The organism is Methanosarcina sp. 2.H.A.1B.4 (genome assembly GCF_000979385.1).
Lineage (GTDB): Archaea > Halobacteriota > Methanosarcinia > Methanosarcinales > Methanosarcinaceae > Methanosarcina.
Genome location: NZ_JJOV01000070.1, coordinates 575 through 17,764, shown reverse-complemented (window position 1 = coordinate 17,764; position 17,190 = coordinate 575). Strand labels below are relative to the sequence as shown.

Annotated in this window: 13 protein-coding genes; 6 read left to right on the top strand and 7 right to left on the bottom strand. The window is 40.7% G+C overall.

Annotation, left to right across the window (positions count from 1 at the left end):
• Positions 1 to 43: 43 nt before the first annotated feature.
• From EO92_RS10720 to EO92_RS10700, 5 genes are all read right to left on the bottom strand, one after another.
• Positions 44 to 1,489, bottom strand: a complete 1,446-nt coding sequence (locus EO92_RS10720) for a flippase (protein ID WP_048171510.1) — start codon at positions 1,487 to 1,489, stop codon at positions 44 to 46.
• A gap of 179 nt (positions 1,490 to 1,668) precedes the next feature.
• Positions 1,669 to 2,919, bottom strand: a complete 1,251-nt coding sequence (locus tag EO92_RS10715) for a nucleotide sugar dehydrogenase (protein ID WP_048161768.1) — start codon at positions 2,917 to 2,919, stop codon at positions 1,669 to 1,671.
• A 110-nt stretch (positions 2,920 to 3,029) separates the two neighbouring features.
• Positions 3,030 to 4,094, bottom strand: coding sequence for a non-hydrolyzing UDP-N-acetylglucosamine 2-epimerase (wecB, locus tag EO92_RS10710; protein WP_048171508.1), 1,065 nt, complete (start codon positions 4,092 to 4,094; stop codon positions 3,030 to 3,032).
• Positions 4,095 to 4,131: 37 nt separating this feature from the next.
• Positions 4,132 to 4,683 carry a DapH/DapD/GlmU-related protein gene (locus EO92_RS10705; protein WP_052734335.1) on the bottom strand — a complete coding sequence of 184 codons (552 nt, stop codon included), beginning with the start codon at positions 4,681 to 4,683 and terminating at the stop codon, positions 4,132 to 4,134.
• A gap of 111 nt (positions 4,684 to 4,794) precedes the next feature.
• Positions 4,795 to 5,316 (bottom strand): acyltransferase, encoded by a 522-nt coding sequence (locus tag EO92_RS10700; protein WP_048161782.1) that lies wholly within the window; start codon positions 5,314 to 5,316, stop codon positions 4,795 to 4,797.
• A 714-nt stretch (positions 5,317 to 6,030) separates the two neighbouring features.
• Between EO92_RS10700 and EO92_RS10695 the strand changes: the two genes are divergently transcribed.
• From EO92_RS10695 to EO92_RS10665, 6 genes are all read left to right on the top strand, one after another.
• The gene (locus EO92_RS10695) at positions 6,031 to 6,264 is read left to right on the top strand and encodes a hypothetical protein (RefSeq protein WP_048161783.1); all 234 of its coding nucleotides are present in this window, start codon (positions 6,031 to 6,033) and stop codon (positions 6,262 to 6,264) included.
• A gap of 409 nt (positions 6,265 to 6,673) precedes the next feature.
• Positions 6,674 to 7,561, top strand: coding sequence for a DUF1616 domain-containing protein (locus EO92_RS10690; protein WP_048161786.1), 888 nt, complete (start codon positions 6,674 to 6,676; stop codon positions 7,559 to 7,561).
• Positions 7,562 to 7,563: 2 nt separating this feature from the next.
• Positions 7,564 to 8,484: a CPBP family intramembrane glutamic endopeptidase gene (locus EO92_RS10685; protein ID WP_082108039.1), complete on the top strand. Its 921-nt coding sequence runs from the start codon at positions 7,564 to 7,566 to the stop codon at positions 8,482 to 8,484.
• A gap of 1,171 nt (positions 8,485 to 9,655) precedes the next feature.
• Positions 9,656 to 11,098, top strand: a complete 1,443-nt coding sequence (locus tag EO92_RS10675; protein ID WP_048171505.1) for a TIGR04279 domain-containing protein — start codon at positions 9,656 to 9,658, stop codon at positions 11,096 to 11,098.
• A gap of 466 nt (positions 11,099 to 11,564) precedes the next feature.
• Entirely contained in the window at positions 11,565 to 12,515 is a 951-nt protein-coding gene (locus EO92_RS10670) for an NAD-dependent epimerase/dehydratase family protein (RefSeq protein WP_048171503.1), read from the top strand.
• 442 nt (positions 12,516 to 12,957) lie between these two features.
• The gene (locus tag EO92_RS10665; RefSeq protein WP_048171500.1) at positions 12,958 to 14,139 is read left to right on the top strand and encodes a hypothetical protein; all 1,182 of its coding nucleotides are present in this window, start codon (positions 12,958 to 12,960) and stop codon (positions 14,137 to 14,139) included.
• A 69-nt stretch (positions 14,140 to 14,208) separates the two neighbouring features.
• Here the strand turns inward: EO92_RS10665 and EO92_RS10660 are convergent, their stop codons facing one another.
• Both EO92_RS10660 and EO92_RS18585 read right to left on the bottom strand, forming a co-directional pair.
• On the bottom strand, positions 14,209 to 15,678 hold the full coding sequence (locus EO92_RS10660; protein WP_235283298.1) for a flippase: 1,470 nt from the start codon (positions 15,676 to 15,678) through the stop codon (positions 14,209 to 14,211).
• A 1,213-nt stretch (positions 15,679 to 16,891) separates the two neighbouring features.
• Positions 16,892 to 17,190: disaggregatase related repeat-containing protein (locus tag EO92_RS18585; protein WP_235283297.1), on the bottom strand; the 299-nt coding region annotated here is incomplete at its 5' end.

The following is a 17,190-nucleotide window of genomic DNA, read 5'->3' as shown; positions in this document are numbered from 1 at the left end:
TATCACTCCTGTTCAATAGTTATAATTACGCCTAGAGATATCATCAATGCTTTACAAATTCTTTAAAAAATACAATTTCTTCTTTATCAACTCCCCCCAAAAGAAATAGGATTAAAAAATAAACTACAGTACATGTTGCTATTAGAAGTATTAAATGCGACAATCCATTTGGATTAGCATCAATAATTATCAGAGACATTATTAACGAGGATATTATCGATTTTATCATAAGAGGAAGATTATTTTTTAACTTTAAATATTTAGAAGAATAGTATATTATAAACATCAAATTAACTGCGTATGCAAGAAGGGTGGTAATTGCTGCGCCTATTATTCCAATATATGGAATCAATAAAAAATTTAATCCAAAATTTAACGCTGCACACAAACTTACTACTTTTCCTGTAATCTTTGTTTTCTTTTCAAGCAGGAGTACTTGATTAAAGATAGAGATTATTCCAAAAAAAAGTGCGCTAACTGCCGTAAATGGAGTTATTAAATATCCGTTTGAAGCAATTTCTTGTGTTGATAATATCGACAATATAGGCTTGGATAATAGTGAAAGGCCAAATACAGATGGTATACCAATTGCAAGAAAATACTTTAAAGAATTGTCTAGTATCTTTTTGATTTCTGTTATATTCTTTTCATCATAGTATTTTGATAAAGTAGAAGGAAGTATAAATGAAATAGGAGCTATAAGCATGTATATAATATTACCAAGAGAATAACCTGGTGTATAGTATCCAACAGCTGTTGTGCCCAAAAACATAGCTATTACATAACGATCACTTGATTCCACAATCCATCTTGAGAAGTTTATTGGGATTGTAGGGATTCCATAACTCGCTAATTCTTTCAAATTTGTGAACTTAGGAAGTTTAATCCCAATATCGTTAAAAACAAAGTATGCCATTATCAAAAATAAAATGAGGCTTCTTATTAGGAGTCCGATTGTAGCACCTAAGATGCCTTTTCCTGCAAGTACAAAGATAATAACAAAGAACAAATACAACACTGTTTGCATGAAGGTAAATACTGAATACTTTTTTATTTGTTGTGTTGCTCTGAAATAGCTGTTTAATGTAATATTCAAACACTCAATAAATGCGATCAACGATACAATTTCTACAATAGTAATATTACCATCAAATAGAGTTAAAGCTATACTTTTTGAAAAGAGATAGATCAATGAGCATGCTAATCCGCTACTTATTGAAATGATAACTAGTATAGAATAAAACATCTCCTGGATTTCCTCTCTTGTCTGAGCGGAAGGTATAAACCGTGTCATAGTGAATGGTAATCCTAGCATCGTAATACCAGGCAATATAGAAATAGTAACACTAATCTGAGCCCATATACCGTAATCTGCAATAGATATATTTTTCGTCAGAATTGGAAGCAATATTATAGTGCTTAAACCTAAGAGAAGATTTGTAACACCAACTAATCCAACTCTTTGTATGAGAAGTTTATTATTTGTCATTTATTTTTACCAGTATACTTTTATCTAAACAGTTACAATCTAGTTTCTTCATTTTTGGAAGCGATGCACTAGTGTCGAGAAAATTTAGTTATTGATCACCTAATAATCTCTGAATCCTTGTATTACGAAGGGGAAATATCCAAAGACTATGTTCAATAATTAAATTGCCATGACACTAGTTATTTCCCAATAGTTCTTACTCTAAACCCAGTCTTCCCCCACAATTTTTCATTAATAACACTTCTACTATCAAATATGTTTAGATTCAGCATATACCCTGTAAGTTTATCTGGATTCATCTCCCTAAACTCTGAATGATCCGTCAACACAACTATACAATCGCTTCCCTCAACAGCCTCTTCCAACCCAAGAATCGGATAACTCCACTCCTTCACAAACGGATCATAAATCTTAACCTTGAACCCTTCCTTTTCTGCAAGCTTGATAAACTTCTTAGCCGGAGTAGCTCTTGTATCCGCAATATCTCCCTTATACGCAACCCCAAAAATAGTAATTGTAGGGTTCTCAATGCCTGCAAGCATTTCCTTGACCATCTTCAGGACGTACTGGGGCATTGAGTCGTTTATCTGCCTGGACATCATTATCAGGCTGCTGTTGTTTGCGTTTTCGGTCAGGAACCAGGGGTCGATTGCTATGCAGTGGCCGCCTACGCCGGGGCCAGGTTTTAAAATGTTTACGCGGGGGTGTTTGTTTGCGATTTCGATGGCTTTCCAGACGTCTATGCCGTAGTCGTCGGCGATTTGGGCGAACTCGTTGGCAAGGGCGATGTTGACGTCTCGGAAGGTATTTTCCATCAGTTTGATCATTTCGGCGGTTGTGCTGGTGATCAGGTGGAGGTTTCCTTTTACGAAGGAAGAGTAAAGGTCGGCTGTAAGCTGGGTGGACTTTTCGTCTACGCCGCCGATTACGCGGTCGTTGTAGACCATTTCGTGGAGGGTGTTGCCTGGGATTGCTCTTTCGGGGCAGTGGGAGACGTAGAAGTCCTCGCACATTTTAAGGGTGGACTTTTCCAGGATTTGTTTTACCTGCTTGTCACAGGTTTTGGGTGGAATTGTGGATTCTATAATTACGAGGTTGCCTTTTCTCAGGTGGGGGACAATCATTTCGCAGGCTGAAACCACGTATTTGAGGTCAGCCATCCGCATCTCGGAGTCAAAGGGGGTTGGGACAGCTACAAGGAAGGCATCGGCTTCTTCGGCAAGGGATTCGGCTCTGAAGGCATTTTTGGCAATGGCTCCGTCCAGCAGTTCCTGGAAGCCTTTTTCTTCAAAGGGCATTTTGCCTGCTTTGAGGGTTTCCACAACACGTTTGTTTACATCAATGCCCACAACTTCGTGGCCGTTGTTTGCAAAAAGAAGAGCAGTAGGGAGGCCAATGTATCCCTGGCCGAGTACGCAGATTTTTGACATGCCTTGTTCCACCTTTTAAAAATAATATTTCTGATTTTAAAATTGCGATTTTAATTTGAGGATTTTAAGTTACGGGATTTCGTTTTGCCGTGTTCAATTGATCTATTCAATTACTGTAATTTCCCGAGGGTCAGCTCTGCAGAATCTCCATTTCCATATGGTTTTTCCCACTCACAATCTGACTCAATCATTTTTCTTGCACATTCTATTATATTTTCTCCACACCCAGCAATCAAATTTGCACCAACATCCACCGTTTCCGGCCTTTCGGTGTTGTCCCGAAGCGTCACGCAGGGGACTTTAAGGATGCAGCTTTCTTCCTGGACACCTCCGCTGTCGGTAAGGATAAGCCTGGCTCCGCTTTCGAGCTGCAAAAATTCCAGGTAGCCGAGGGGTTCGATCAGTCTTGTGCCTTCAGGCACTTTGAAGCCAAATTCTCCGATCATTTTCACGGTCCTGGGATGGGCTGGAAAGATGATTGGGAGGCTGAATTCTTTGTATATTTGAGAAAAACCGTTAAGAATTCCACCGAGACGTTCTTTGCTGTCAACATTTTCGGCACGGTGGGCTGTGGCTGCGAAGTACTGTTTTTCTTTCAAGCCGAGTTCTTCAAGGATATCGGCTCCGTTTTTAGAGATTTCAAGGTTCTGGTAGGCTGCATCCACAACCGTGTTTCCTGTAACGAAGATTTTTTCTTCGGGGATGCCTTCATTTAGAAGGTATTTTCTTGAGGTCTCAGTTGGAGCAAAGAGATAATCGGAAATATGGTCTGCAATAATTCTGTTGGTTTCTTCGGGCATTGTCCTGTCGAAGGACCTTAAACCTGCCTCAATGTGACCTATTTTTATCTGAAGTTTGGATGCTGCAAGGGCGCCTGCAAGAACGGTATTTGTATCTCCCTGGACCAGGACAACGTCGGGTCTGTCTTTTATCAGGATTTCTTCGATTCTGGCGAGCATCTTTGCTGTCTGTTTGCCGTGGAGGCCTGATCCAACATCGAGGTTGTACTTTGCCTGCGGGAGTTTCAGCTGCTCAAAAATTTTATCCATCTCGTAACTGTAGTGCTGGCCTGTATGCAGTATATAATACTCTATGCCCTGTTTCTCACATTCTCTGATTATAGGGCTCATTTTTATAATTTCAGGCCTTGTGCCGAGAATAATTGCAATTTTCATGAAGTTCCCTTACTAATTTTGTACAATTTACCACTTATTACTCAAGTTTCTTAAGAACTCTAGCCGGACGGCCAACTACAACGGTAGAGGGTTCTACGTTTTTCATAACAACACTCCCAGCTGCAACAACACTATTTTCCCCGATTGTAGTTCCTGCAAGAATGATACTACCAGGCGCAATCCATGCACCACTTTTTACAGTTACAGGCTTTACTTCCTTTGGATAATACTTTGTTTTAAGATATGGGGAACATCTGGGATTAGAATGTGCAAAGATCATGGTTCCCATTCCAATACTGACGTAATCTTCGATTGTAATTAATTCAGGGTATAGATCATCGAGGTTGACTCCAGTCCCCAAATATACGTGTTTTCCGATTTTTACACCTCTCATCCGCTGGAGTTTTACAGATATTCCATAATGCGGACAAATTTTAGCCATCTTCTGCAATATCCAGCTAATTAAATAACGAGAATAAAATTTAATTACACCGAATGAACCACTGTAACCATAATACTCCATAACTTCTCGTTCGTTAATTTTTTCAGGGCATTCCATTAGTGCGTTAATTTCCTCAAAGTATTCCATTAGATTCCTATCCTCGATTTTTTAATAAAGTAAATTTAATAAAATGATGAAAAGTTTATCTCAAACTTCCATAACCAACCACAATAACCCATCATGCACTTCCAACATTGATCACTCAAGTTTCTTTAGAACTCTAGCCGGACAACCAACTACAACGGTAGATGGTTCTACGTTTTTCATAACAACACTCCCAGCTGCAACAACACTATTTTCCCCGATTGTAGTTCCTGCAAGAATTATACTACCAGGTGCAATCCATGCACCACTTTTTACAGTTACAGGTTTTAAATCTCTTGGATAATACTTTGTTTTAAGATATGGGGAGCATGTGGGATTAGAATGCACAAAGATCATGGTCCCCATCCCAATACTGACGTAATCTTCGATTGTAACTAACTCAGGGTATAGATCATCGAGCTGGACGCCAGGCCCCAAATATACGTGTTTTCCGATTTTTACACCTCTCATCCGCTGGAGTTTTGCAGATATTCCATAATGCGGACAAATTTTAGCCATCGTCTGCAATATCCAGCTAATTAAATAACGAAAATAAAATTTAATTACACCGAATGAACCACTGTAACCATAATACTCCATAACTTCTCGTTCGTTAATTTCCTCAGGTTCTTCCATAGATTCCCACTTCTAAAATCCTTCACTGGATTTGTATCCAAGTATATCTTCAGAAACCATTTTTGAAAGATTCCATTTATTTTTGACTTGGACCTATTTGAGAAATTATCTTGACATCCTTTGCTGCCTAATCCCGATAAAAGCCATTTTTGCACCCCATTACTTCTGCAATCACATGACCTTCATTGTACGCAGGCATCGCAGCAATCATAAGAGTCAAATGCAAGATCCCCTTTTCTCAGATGATAATGGCTCTAAATTCCTAGCTTATGGAATTGCTCTTGATCTTCAAAGATGGAATTGCCAGCTATTTCAGAGACCACTATTTCAGAGCGAAAAATCAAACAATTCCAAATTTAAATTGTTTCGTTAAAATTTTTGAAAGTAACAACTATACACCAGATACATATTCCAATTTTTACCCCCTCAAAAAGGAACCCTGGACCCCACACACAACTTCTTAAAAATTACATATTTTTGATAATATATCCACAAATGAATATTTTACATATCAAATGAAACGATATAAAGAGTTAGGAAACAATAATTCGAAAAAAAATAATCGACAAGTAAAACTCATTGAGGGAATCAGGAGTGTAAGAGCAAATAAAGAAGAATTTAAACCCAAATGAACAGGTAGTGAGTAAATATCGTGTATGATAAAACAGGACACTGAGACACATCTTCACGCTTTGGGAGGACGGGATTGTTCTAATGACCGCTTGCCGAGAAGAGGATTACAAGCTCCTCGCCACCAATTTCCATGCAGAACGGGAGGGATCTCAGTGTTCTGAGGAGGACATTGCTCCTGATTTCTCCGGCTTTTCACAGCTTACGGGCACAGGCACACGGACAGCCTCGTGGAAGACAGAGTCCGCCCCCAAAAATCTTTTTGAGACACGGGGTGGATCACAGATATATCCTTCTAAGCATTCGATGCTTTTGTAAATAGAAATGTGCAGAAAGAAGCCATGACAAAGCTTCCCAGAATCCGGATTAATTCCTAGCTTTTATACAATTTCCATAAAGCTGAAAATGTAGAGAGATGTGGGAAGGAAGATACTCCCTAAATTTCAGAGACTCTTGAGTAAATATCTGTTTCAGGAAAAACCTTTAAAGAGGGGGAAAAGATTTCATAGAACAAGATGATATAATTTGATGGGGAGTTAAAACATCAAGGGGAAAATACGTGGGGGTATTTCCTGTTATAAACAAGAACCTGTACTGAGAGTGGAATCTATGTTTGATTCCTCGTTCCTAATGTAAGAACCCACCTTTTAACCTCATTTTTCCAATTCCCGGGATATAAACAAATGGACTCAATTTGAGATCGAATAAAAATTGTCGGAGAGGTTAAATGGTCAGAACCAGAAAATTTCCCTCGGACCTGCTACTTATGGCAGTTCTTGTAATCCTTACGAACATCTTCGTGCTCATACCTCCTCTCAGCAGCAGCTTCATCCGCACAGCCCTTGGCTTGCCAATGGTTCTTTTTTTACCCGGATATGCCCTGATAGCTGCTCTTTTTCCCGCAAAAACAGATCTGGACGGGATTGAGCGGACAGCACTTTCTTTCGGGCTGAGCATTGCGATAGTGCCGCTGATAGGGCTTGGCCTTAACTACACTCCCTGGGGGATCAGGCTCATTCCTATCCTTATGAGCCTTTCAGGCTTTACCCTGGCAATGTGCGGAGCAGCATACTTCAGGAGGAGGCAGCTTCCCGAAGACGAAGCTTTTGCAGTGCATATCAAGGAATCCTTCCTTGCCCTGAAAACGGAGGTCATAGAAAAACCTGAAACTAAGATCGACAAAATTCTTACGGTCATCCTTATATTTTCAATTCTTGCTTCAGTGGGGACCCTTGTGTATGTTATTATGACCCCAAAGGAAGGGGAGCATTTCACGGAGTTCTACATTCTGGGATCTGAAGGTTTGGCAGATAATTATCCGACCCGGTACGCACCCGGAGATAGCGGAACTGTTATCGTCGGAATAGTAAACCACGAGTACAGGACAATGAACTACAGCATTGATATGCGGCTCGAAAATACCTCCCTGGACCTTCCTGAAAACCTGAGACACATAAGTCTCGGCCACAACGCTACCTGGGAAGAGCCTGTGACCATAACCCCACCTTTTGAAGGAACGGATATGAAACTTGAATTTCTGCTCTTCAACGAAACCGAAAAAAGCGTACCTTACAGGGACCTGCACCTCTGGATAAATGTCACGAAGGAGGCCTGAAGATGGAAAACCCGGAACTTCCGGCTGAGAATCGGGAAAATAAAAGCCATAAGGAAACTGAAAACCCGGATCTTGCCAGCCTGTTTGAAGAAAAAAAAGCATCCTTTGAAACCGAAAAGCAGGAAACTACCGAATCGGGAAACCCGGAGATAAGGAATAAGGAAATTTATGTAGGAATACCCATTCTTGCCATCGCTTTTGCAGAAATGCTGATCTATTCCGGGAGAATAAAAGAAGCCGTCTGGGTGCACATGGTCCTCCTGATGGGCCTCTCCCTTTCTATTCCACTTATGAAAAATGAAGAAATCCGCAAGACCTGCCAGGCCCTGATGCTCCTCCCACTCCTTCGCCTGGTCAACCTCTCAATGCCTGTCTTCTTTGATATAACCCTTTACTCTTTCGTTTTCATCTATGCCCCCCTCGCAGTCCCTGTAGCGATTACTGCTGTCTACCAGCGGTTGACACTTGAAGAGGTGGGGATAACTCTCAGGAGGATATGGCTTTATTTTCCATTTTCGGTCCTGATAGGCGCCGGGCTGGGGGTAGGGGAATACATGGTAATCCGGACAGGATACCTCATCCCCGACCTCTCCCCCCTGAACCTGTTAAAACTAACAGTGGTTATGGTCTTCTTTGTGGGGCTTGTAGAAGAAGTAATATTCAGATCGGTTCTTCAGACAAGGCTTAATAAGATCTTCGGAGCATGGGGAGGGATACTGCTTTCAAGCATGCTTTTCGGGGTCATGCACTCCGGGTATGGGACTTCCTATGAAGTATTATACACCTCTTTTGTAGGGGTTATCATAGGTTATATGTTCTACAAAACCCGAAGTCTGCCGCTGATCACAATGGCCCACGGCTTCGTAAATGTATTTTTGTTTGGGGTTATCCCCCACCTGGGTCCCGGACTCGGGCTGCTTTGATGCTTTTTGTACATACCGCCGGTCGGGGAGAAAGAGAGATTAAAGAAGAAAGATGAGCTGAGAGAACCGGCAAATTTGGTGTAAAAAAGAAAAGGGGACGATAAAGATGCCCAATATTTCAGAAAAAAACCTGAGAATAACCATCAGGTTACAAAATTTCTGCAATTTTATAGACAACAATTGCACTGAAAGATATCAACAGTGGCACAATCCCCATATTTAAAGAACTTTCCAGAGCTTTTCCCTGAAGCTTCGATGCTGACAGGACCTCTTTGAACGAGAGAAATGAAATCAATCCGATTACAGCTACAGACCCGAATTCAGGAAGTCCCGGCGCAGTTAGCATTGAGAGAGCACTGGAAGAAATCGCGCTCGATGAGACCGCACTGGATGAAATTATACTTGTTAGCTTGTTAATCCCCCCTTACACAAATATTTCCCGTTTTAATAATAAAATACGTCGTAATATAAAAAACTGATTAAACCTCCTAAAAACAGTGAACAAAGACTTGCAAAAAAGGTAGAGGAAAACAAAAATTTAAATTTGAATGAAATTAGGCAAAATATGAGAACCACTTTTTACCTATGTTTCTTAGAGTTCTCCAAAATGTACAAGGGGAAAAACTCCAAGAATATTTCAGGAGCAAATCCGAATAAACAATGATAAGGTAGTCTCTCTGTTGATCCGGAAAATTGGGGGAATATTCTGGAATTAGGGGGCAAGAGTAAATCCAGGGGATAAGGGAAAAAATGTGATGAAAACCCACCTAAAGAGGCTTTCCGGCAGTGTGCCGAATTTGCTGAAAATATAAAGCCATATTTTTGCATACTATCTGTGATTTGGCTCTTCTGATGTGCAATTATCCTTCCAACGACTTCTTGAGATTTGTGAGTTCTCAGAGAATTAGGCACGATTCACGTAAAAAGATCTAATAGGACAATAATGTCCCAAAAAGTAAGAAAAAAATCCCCGACTACTTCTTACATATAATTATTTAAAGATATATATATTGAAAACCAATATATATGCTCAGATCCGACTACTACGCAATTAAAAGAAGAGGGCAATTAAAATTCGACATAGGGTGGGAACTGAAAAGAAAAGAAAAGAAAAGAAGATATCAAGAACATTAAAAGTTCAGGAACATTAAACGTAATAGGGGGGTAGTAGTTGAAGAAAAGATCAGGGATACTAATCGGAATGATCTTACTCATGCTTTCCGTAATCCCTTCAGGTTTATCAGCGGTTCTTTCCGAAGAAGAGCCCTACATAGCACGCATTGAAAAAAATAATGAAGTCGTTTTTTTTGCAGACCACAATGAGAGCCAGACCGAAGGCAACTGGATCCTGCTGAGCGGAGGAAATTCAATCAGGCTGCCGGAACCTTTCACATTCACCTACAACGGGACAAACAGACTCGAATTGGAGGGGGCGGATCTTGAACTTAATGTCGAGAACTATACGGACTACCTGATTACTTACCCGTATTCCACCCATCCTTTCTATACTGTGGACGAGAGTGTGGAAATGGACTTCAGCGGCTCAAGCGACTTTAAGGATCAGGAAGCCGGGATATACCTTGTCGATATGAGGGACACTGGCCTTAGTTCAGTCTATGACGCCTTCAAGGCCATCAAAGAAGAGAACCCTGGCAGTTTTAAGGGGATTTTTAACGACACCTTCGGGTCTTACACACAGGTAGGAGCCGTGACACTGGACGAAAACGGGGACATGCCCGCAACTCTTAACCTGGGAACCCAGCCCGCAGGCCTTTACGGGATCTTTGTCCTTCTCAACGACTCTTCAGAGGAAAAGAAGATACTTTCCGTGACCTTCTTTGAGGTCCTGGAATACGACCTTGGAATAGAAACCCCGGAAAACCTGGAAGAAGGGAATAACCTGGAGATCAGCCTTTCCCTGGAGAATACGAGCGAACCGGACGCCCTCACCTACGGGGCAGTCCTTGTCAAGGAAAGCGCTTACTGTGCGGACATGAGGTTTAACTCCAATGGAACGTGGGCCGGAACGGATGTGCTTATAAACGGAATCGACATCATCGATGAGTTTGACATTGACTCCTCGAATCTCGAGTCCAAACTCGGGAAGGACGAACTTCAGACCGAGATCCAGACCCTGATAGGGGAAGGTAACGGCACAATAACGATTGGGGAAGAAAACGAGAGCACACTCTCTCTGACCGCCTTCGACCTTCCAACCGGGGACTACCTCCTCTTTGCAGGGGCGTTTGAGGAAGGAAACGGCCTTGTGGGGATAGCCCAGAAAGAGGTTACAATAACCGGAGCTAGAACTTCCATGTATTCTTCTTTGGATTCCGGTTTGGATTCAAGCTCAAGTGCGAGCTCCAGCCGCTTTTCAAGCGAAAGCGAAAGTTCAGCCTCGAGCAGTATAGAAGCAGCTCAGGAAACTGAAGCCCCCGAAGAATCCAGCGTAAAAGCCCTAACCCTGACAGAAGAAGCTAAATCTGCCTCTCCAGAAAATGGAGTGGCTGCTGAGGCCCGGAAAAATAGTATTCCAAACGGAATTAGCTTCCTGGCGGGTTTTGCAGGCGTAATAATGCTCGGGGTAGTCGTGATGAATAGAAGAAGAATTTGAGAGTGAGTTAAGAAGGATAGTGGAGTGCTGTCAGGCAGTACTCCTATTTTGATTTTTTATTAGAAGAGCGTTTGAGTGAGCTTCCACTTGCCTTTTGCATCATGTGAAGCAGGGTCATTTTTTGGAAAAAGGGGAAATGTTAAAAAGTTCCGGGAAAGTAAATTCACTTAAAAGGGAATCGAATCAGGAACAATATAGAAAAATTTGATTTCAAATTTACAGTAAATTTTCAACATTGCTTCATGTTACTACCGTACCTTGATCCCTAAAGCTTTCTGACGATATCTTTTCTGACTGCATGCGCCACTCCCTAGCCGAGGCAACTTGAGGGGCGGATGGAGGCTGTTCTGGGACAAGGAAGGGAACAAGGCAAGTAAGGGGAAATAGAGAAAGGAAAAATGTTTGCTCCAGATAAACATAAATAAAGATATTTATAAGTTAAAGGGAGATTACTGGAAGATTTCTTATGTCCCTAAAAAAGAAAATACTGGTTACAGGCGGAGCTGGCTTCATAGGAAGCAACCTTGTAGACCGTCTGATGGAAAGAGGAAACAGAGTCCTTGTTTTTGACAACCTGAGTTCCGGGCAGATGGAATTTATAGAGCACCACCTTGAAAATCCTGATTTCACCCTGATGAAAGGAGACCTGCTAGACCAGGAAGCAATCGAAAGCGTCTGTAAAGGCATCGACTTCGTCTTCCATGTGGCTGCAAACCCGGATGTCAAGCTGGGGGCTTCAGATACGAAAGTCCATTTTGACCAGAACATCCTGGCCACCTACAACCTGCTGGAAGCAATGAGGAAAAACGGTGTTAAAAAGATTGCATTTACTTCTACATCCACAGTCTACGGGGAAGCAAGTGTTATGCCCACGCCCGAAAGTTACGGTCCCCTTATCCCCATATCCCTTTATGGCGCCTCCAAACTCGCCTGTGAAGCCCTCATTACTTCATATTCCCATACCTTCGACATGCAGGCCTGGATCTTCAGGTTCGCAAACATCGTCGGACCCCGCAGCACTCATGGAATTACTGTGGATTTCATAAGGAAACTGAAGGAAAATCCCTGCGGGCTCGAGATTCTCGGGGACGGAAAGCAGGAAAAATCCTACCTCCATGTATCGGAATGTGTTCATGCGATCCTTTTTGCAATAGAGAAAAGCAAAGAAGAAGTAAATATCTTCAATATCGGATCTGAAGACACTATCAGTGCTACAGGGATAGGAAAAGTTATTGTGGAAGAGATGGGGCTTTCTGACGTAGATTTCACATATACCGGAGGGAGCAGAGGCTGGAAAGGCGATGTACCAAGGATGAGACTCGGGATTGAGAAATTAAAAGCTATGGGATGGAGGCCTGCCTATACATCGGAGCGCAGTGTACGAGAAACGGCCAGGGAACTGCTTTCCGGAAACTGAGAATTAAGAGGAAGAATCGTAAAACCCATTGGTCTTTGACCCGGGGGTATAAAACACAATAAGGCAGGAACTGCTCTATATCAAACATGTGGAGATTCCGAAGGTAATCTGTGAAACAGGAAGCCTGTTAAATCTTTAGATTTAGCGGGCGGTCCACATGAAACCTCAGTACATACAATTAAACCTCAAATTTCAAAGGATAGCTAACTTTTCCGATTCTCGTCGCCTTAATACCTTATTCCGAGTCTGTAACCGCAATTGAGGGTACAAAGTTATAGATTCCGAGAAAAAACAGGATCGAACTGGTTCAATTTGAAGAAAAAGAGCCAGATAAACGCGAGGTTAACATTGTTAACTACAGTATTTAAATAAGTTGAAAGTTAACACTGAAAAGAGGGGAGGACTTCAAAGTTCCCACCTCAGAATTAAAGGTGTATGTGATATGAAGAAAAATGACTGTGCGCTTGTTCTGGGGGGATACGTCAACGGATATTCGATAATTAAGGAGTTGTACGAGAAAAAGATAGAAGAAATAGTTCTTTTCGGGAGTTCCAGAGAACTTGCCTCATACAGTAATAAAATAAAGAAGTTTGTGCTTATTGATAATACCCCGGATAGCCTGCGCAGAGAGATTGAAAAGCTCCATCAGGAGTATGAAAAAATAATTATATTTCCCACTAATGACCTGCAGCTTGAAAATTTGCATGCCATTTATCCTGAAATCCACTCCTTCTGTTTTTTGCCCTTTAATCCTGAAAACCTGCTAACCTGCCTGGACAAATATATCCAGTACTCTTACTGTGAAAAGCTTGGTGTTCCATATCCTAAAACAATACTTCTTCAGAAAAAAGATGATCTGGAAAATATAAAAACGATCCAGTTTCCTGTTCTCCTGAAGCCAAACAAAAGGGAAGACCTGAGAAGAAAGGTCTTCAGAAACCTGAAGATAGAGAATCCTGAAGATCTGAAGAAAGTACAGAAGGAAATCGAAAATTATCTGGATACTGGAATCAAGTTCCTAGCTTCAGAAATAATTCCAGGAAATGGGGACTGTATATATGCTTATGTAGGGTACAGAGACCAGAAAGGAAGGACCCTTAACGAATGGACCGGAAAAAAATTATCTCAATACCCTGATAATTTCGGAGTATTTTCAGCCGCTTCAAATGAGGCACCTGAAGAAGTGCTCGTACAGGGAAGAACCCTCCTGAATGGTATGGATATAAAAGGAATCGCACAACCTGAGTTTAAATACGATTTCAGAGACAAAAAATACAAGCTTATGGAGATAAACCTTCGTTCAATGATGTGGCATAGGGTAGGTAACCTATCCGGGGTTAACCTGCAGTACTCCCAGTACCTGGATGCACTGGGAAAAAAAGTAAGCCCCCAGGTGCAGGTGAAAAACAAGAATATCCATTTTCTCTATATGAAACATGAAATAAAAAATCTGATAATGCAGAGGAAATACCTCAGGACTTTTTTAAAGGATATTATAGAGTCAGATGAAACCCATTTTGCTGTATTTGATAGAAAAGATATAAAGCCATTTTTAAAGGACAGCACGGATATAGTGAGCGGAGCTATCAAAAAGTTCCTGCGAGTACTGGGAATAACAGGCTGATGAGTTATTCAAAAGCTGAGACTAACCAGCTAATCCATATTTACTCGGATACCGAGAATACAGGACAGATTATTTGCTGTTTGGGCTCACCTTTGACCTGAATAAATATCTTTTTATTAAAGACATTTCATGGTCAGTAAAGCCGCCCACCAGCAACATCACAACCACATAAATAAACGTGCCTGCCCCCATTGCTTCGAAAAGCTCAAGTATACCTGAGATGGCAAAGCTGGAAACAAAGAAGTACATAGCCATTGATGACAAAATACTTTTTGCAATGTCCATAAAATAAAAATCAAGTTTAAAATGTTTAAGGGACATGCGCATGCACAGCATAGCCATCAAAAAGTAGGAAACAAGAGTTGAAATAGCAGCACCGATAATGCCGACTGACGGTATGAGAATAAGATTGATTAGAACGTTTGAGACAGCAGCAATGATATTAAGATAGGTAGTAGACTTCGTTTCTTTTATAAGGAACATTGTATTAACAAAAATCTGGAATATTCCTGCCAGAAGCCCGGCAAAAGCAATGATAGGGATTACGAACCAGCCAGAAATGAAATCTTGAGTAGTAAGAACCCCAAGCAAAGGCTTTGCGAGGGCTGAAAGCCCAAAAACTGCGGGGATAGAGATAATAAGGAAGTACCTTAGAGAATGCGACATGTAGATTCTTACCTCATCCATCTTATTCTCATCAAACAGCTTTGAAAGCTCGGGAAGGAGAATAAGCTGAAGAGGGCTTACAAAAAGCTGGATAAGGTTTCCGATTGAACACGCTGCAGAATAGACACCTACACTGCCAAGGCCAAGAAAATAAGTAACCATATATCTGTCGCTTGATTCCGTAACCCATCTAATAAGTGCGTTTGGAGTTAACGGCAGAGAAAACTGCAGGTACTCTCTGATGTAAGTGAACCGCGGGATAACAAACCCTATCTGTGAAACTATGGTAATAAGGGTGATTAAAAAAATCAGACCCTGAACCATTAAAGTAGCGGTTATTACTCCAAGAAGCCCGTACCCCATTTTAAGGAAAACCAGTATAAATAACAGTTTTCCAAAGGTTTCAACAAGAGTAAAGTAAGAAAATTTTTTAATTTGCCTGAAAACCCTGAAATAAAAAAGGGATATAGACTCAATTACGTTCAGTAGAATTAAAAGGGAACCTGCCTGAACAAAATAGGTTGCTTCAGGGTCATTAAAACCGAAAGTTGCAAGTGGTTCTGCAAATACGTATAATACGAATGAAGCCAGAAAACCTGATACTACAACAAAAAAAAGGATTGAGTATACTGCTTCCCTTATTATTTTCGTATCGGTTTCGGAAGATAAAAATCTGACGAAACTCATCGAAAGCCCCATCAGTGCAAGAGAAGAGATTAAAGATACTGTAATATTGATCTGTGCCCAGAGTCCGTAATCATATGCTCCAAGGGTTTTTGTGATAATGGGAAGTAAAAAGAAGGTACTAAGGCTTGTAAGTATCTGAACAATCCCAATAAAGCCAACATCCCTTGCAAATTTTTGATATGACATCATACCACCTTAAAAAGAACTGTCTCTTTTCCGTTTTTAATTAAAGGAGCTTATGAAATAGTCGCGCGAAAATATCTTTCGTAGCCTCGATTCAGATCACTAATTAATGTTTGACATATAAATCCTTTTGATTGCCATTGATTATCCGGCTCAGGTTTTAGCATGGAGATTGATTGTTTTTCGATAACCGGAGCGAATTGGTTTATTATCATCAAAAACACCTTTAATTGCAAAGAGAAAGTATGGAGATTTCAAATTTTTTCTCAGCGTTAACTTTATTCTTATAATAAGGGCACAATAATTTAGATTCATAGAAACACCTTTAATTCGGGAATAATTATGAATTCGAGAACGGGAGATATAGAATAATTCTCGCCGTTAACTTTCAATTTATTTAAACGGCGTTTTCTTTTGAATAAATCGGGCTCCTTCTCACCCCAAGAAGAGAATTCTACAAAGGATAAAAGCCTTTGTGTTTAAATAAATTTTTATAATAGTTTATTATCAGCCTACTTTCGGTATGTACCCTGCTTTTTTCATAATATTTTTATTGATAGCGTTTTTGCTGGGAAGCATATTATCCCTGATACAGAACATTATTGCAAAAATGGTTCATTGTTTATATTTATCGTGAGATTTGGGGCATATGTGAATAAGCTTCAGGCCAAATGCATATTTAAATAAGAGAAGAAAAACGTCATCATTAAGTAATTCCAAAATGTAATGTAGACCTACCAAAAACAGGATGCAGGCAACCAAACCATCAAAAAGAGAATTTTTGGCAAGTATAAAAAGATAGAATGAAAATTAAAGAAAACCGTACAGAGAATCAGGATAGGACATGTGAACTGCCCCCAGGCTAAACAAGCTGTAAGAAAATTACTCCCGACAATAACCGAAGTCATTCTTTTTTGATTTAAAGGCTTTAAACACCTTTTTTTGTAGATTTTTGCCCTGAAATTGAATTGTCGGACAGTCTCTAAAGAGCAGGGTATTCGTGACCCTCTGCACTCCCATAATAATAAAAAAACGAAAGGTGAAAAGTGCCGTTACATGAAGCACGTCATCTTGTAGAAAAACTTTAGATTTGCCCTTAAAAAAGTTGGGCATATTTCACAGGTAAAATGAGGTTTTTCCGAAAAGCAGGCATTGGGAAATTAACATTTCCTGCAGCCAGAATTTCGGATTACCTCCTTAAAGGACATCCAGGCCTTTAGCTGTATACCAGTTGAAGTTTTGGCACCTGATTTATGTTCCCTACATCGCTGCTGTAGAATGCGATATAATTGTTGCTTTCAGTTTTTGCTTTTATCAGAAAACCGGTATTTTCGTACTTTCCACTGGTGTACTCCTTTACGAGATCGGTTACATTCAGCTCATAGTACCTGTTGTCAGGCAGGAAACTGCCCTTAATAGTCATTGTGGCATATGGAGTACTGCCCTGCAAAACACCGTTTTTATCGTACCAGTCTCCTCCTGGATTTTTCCATGCAATACCGCTGTTTCTCTTAT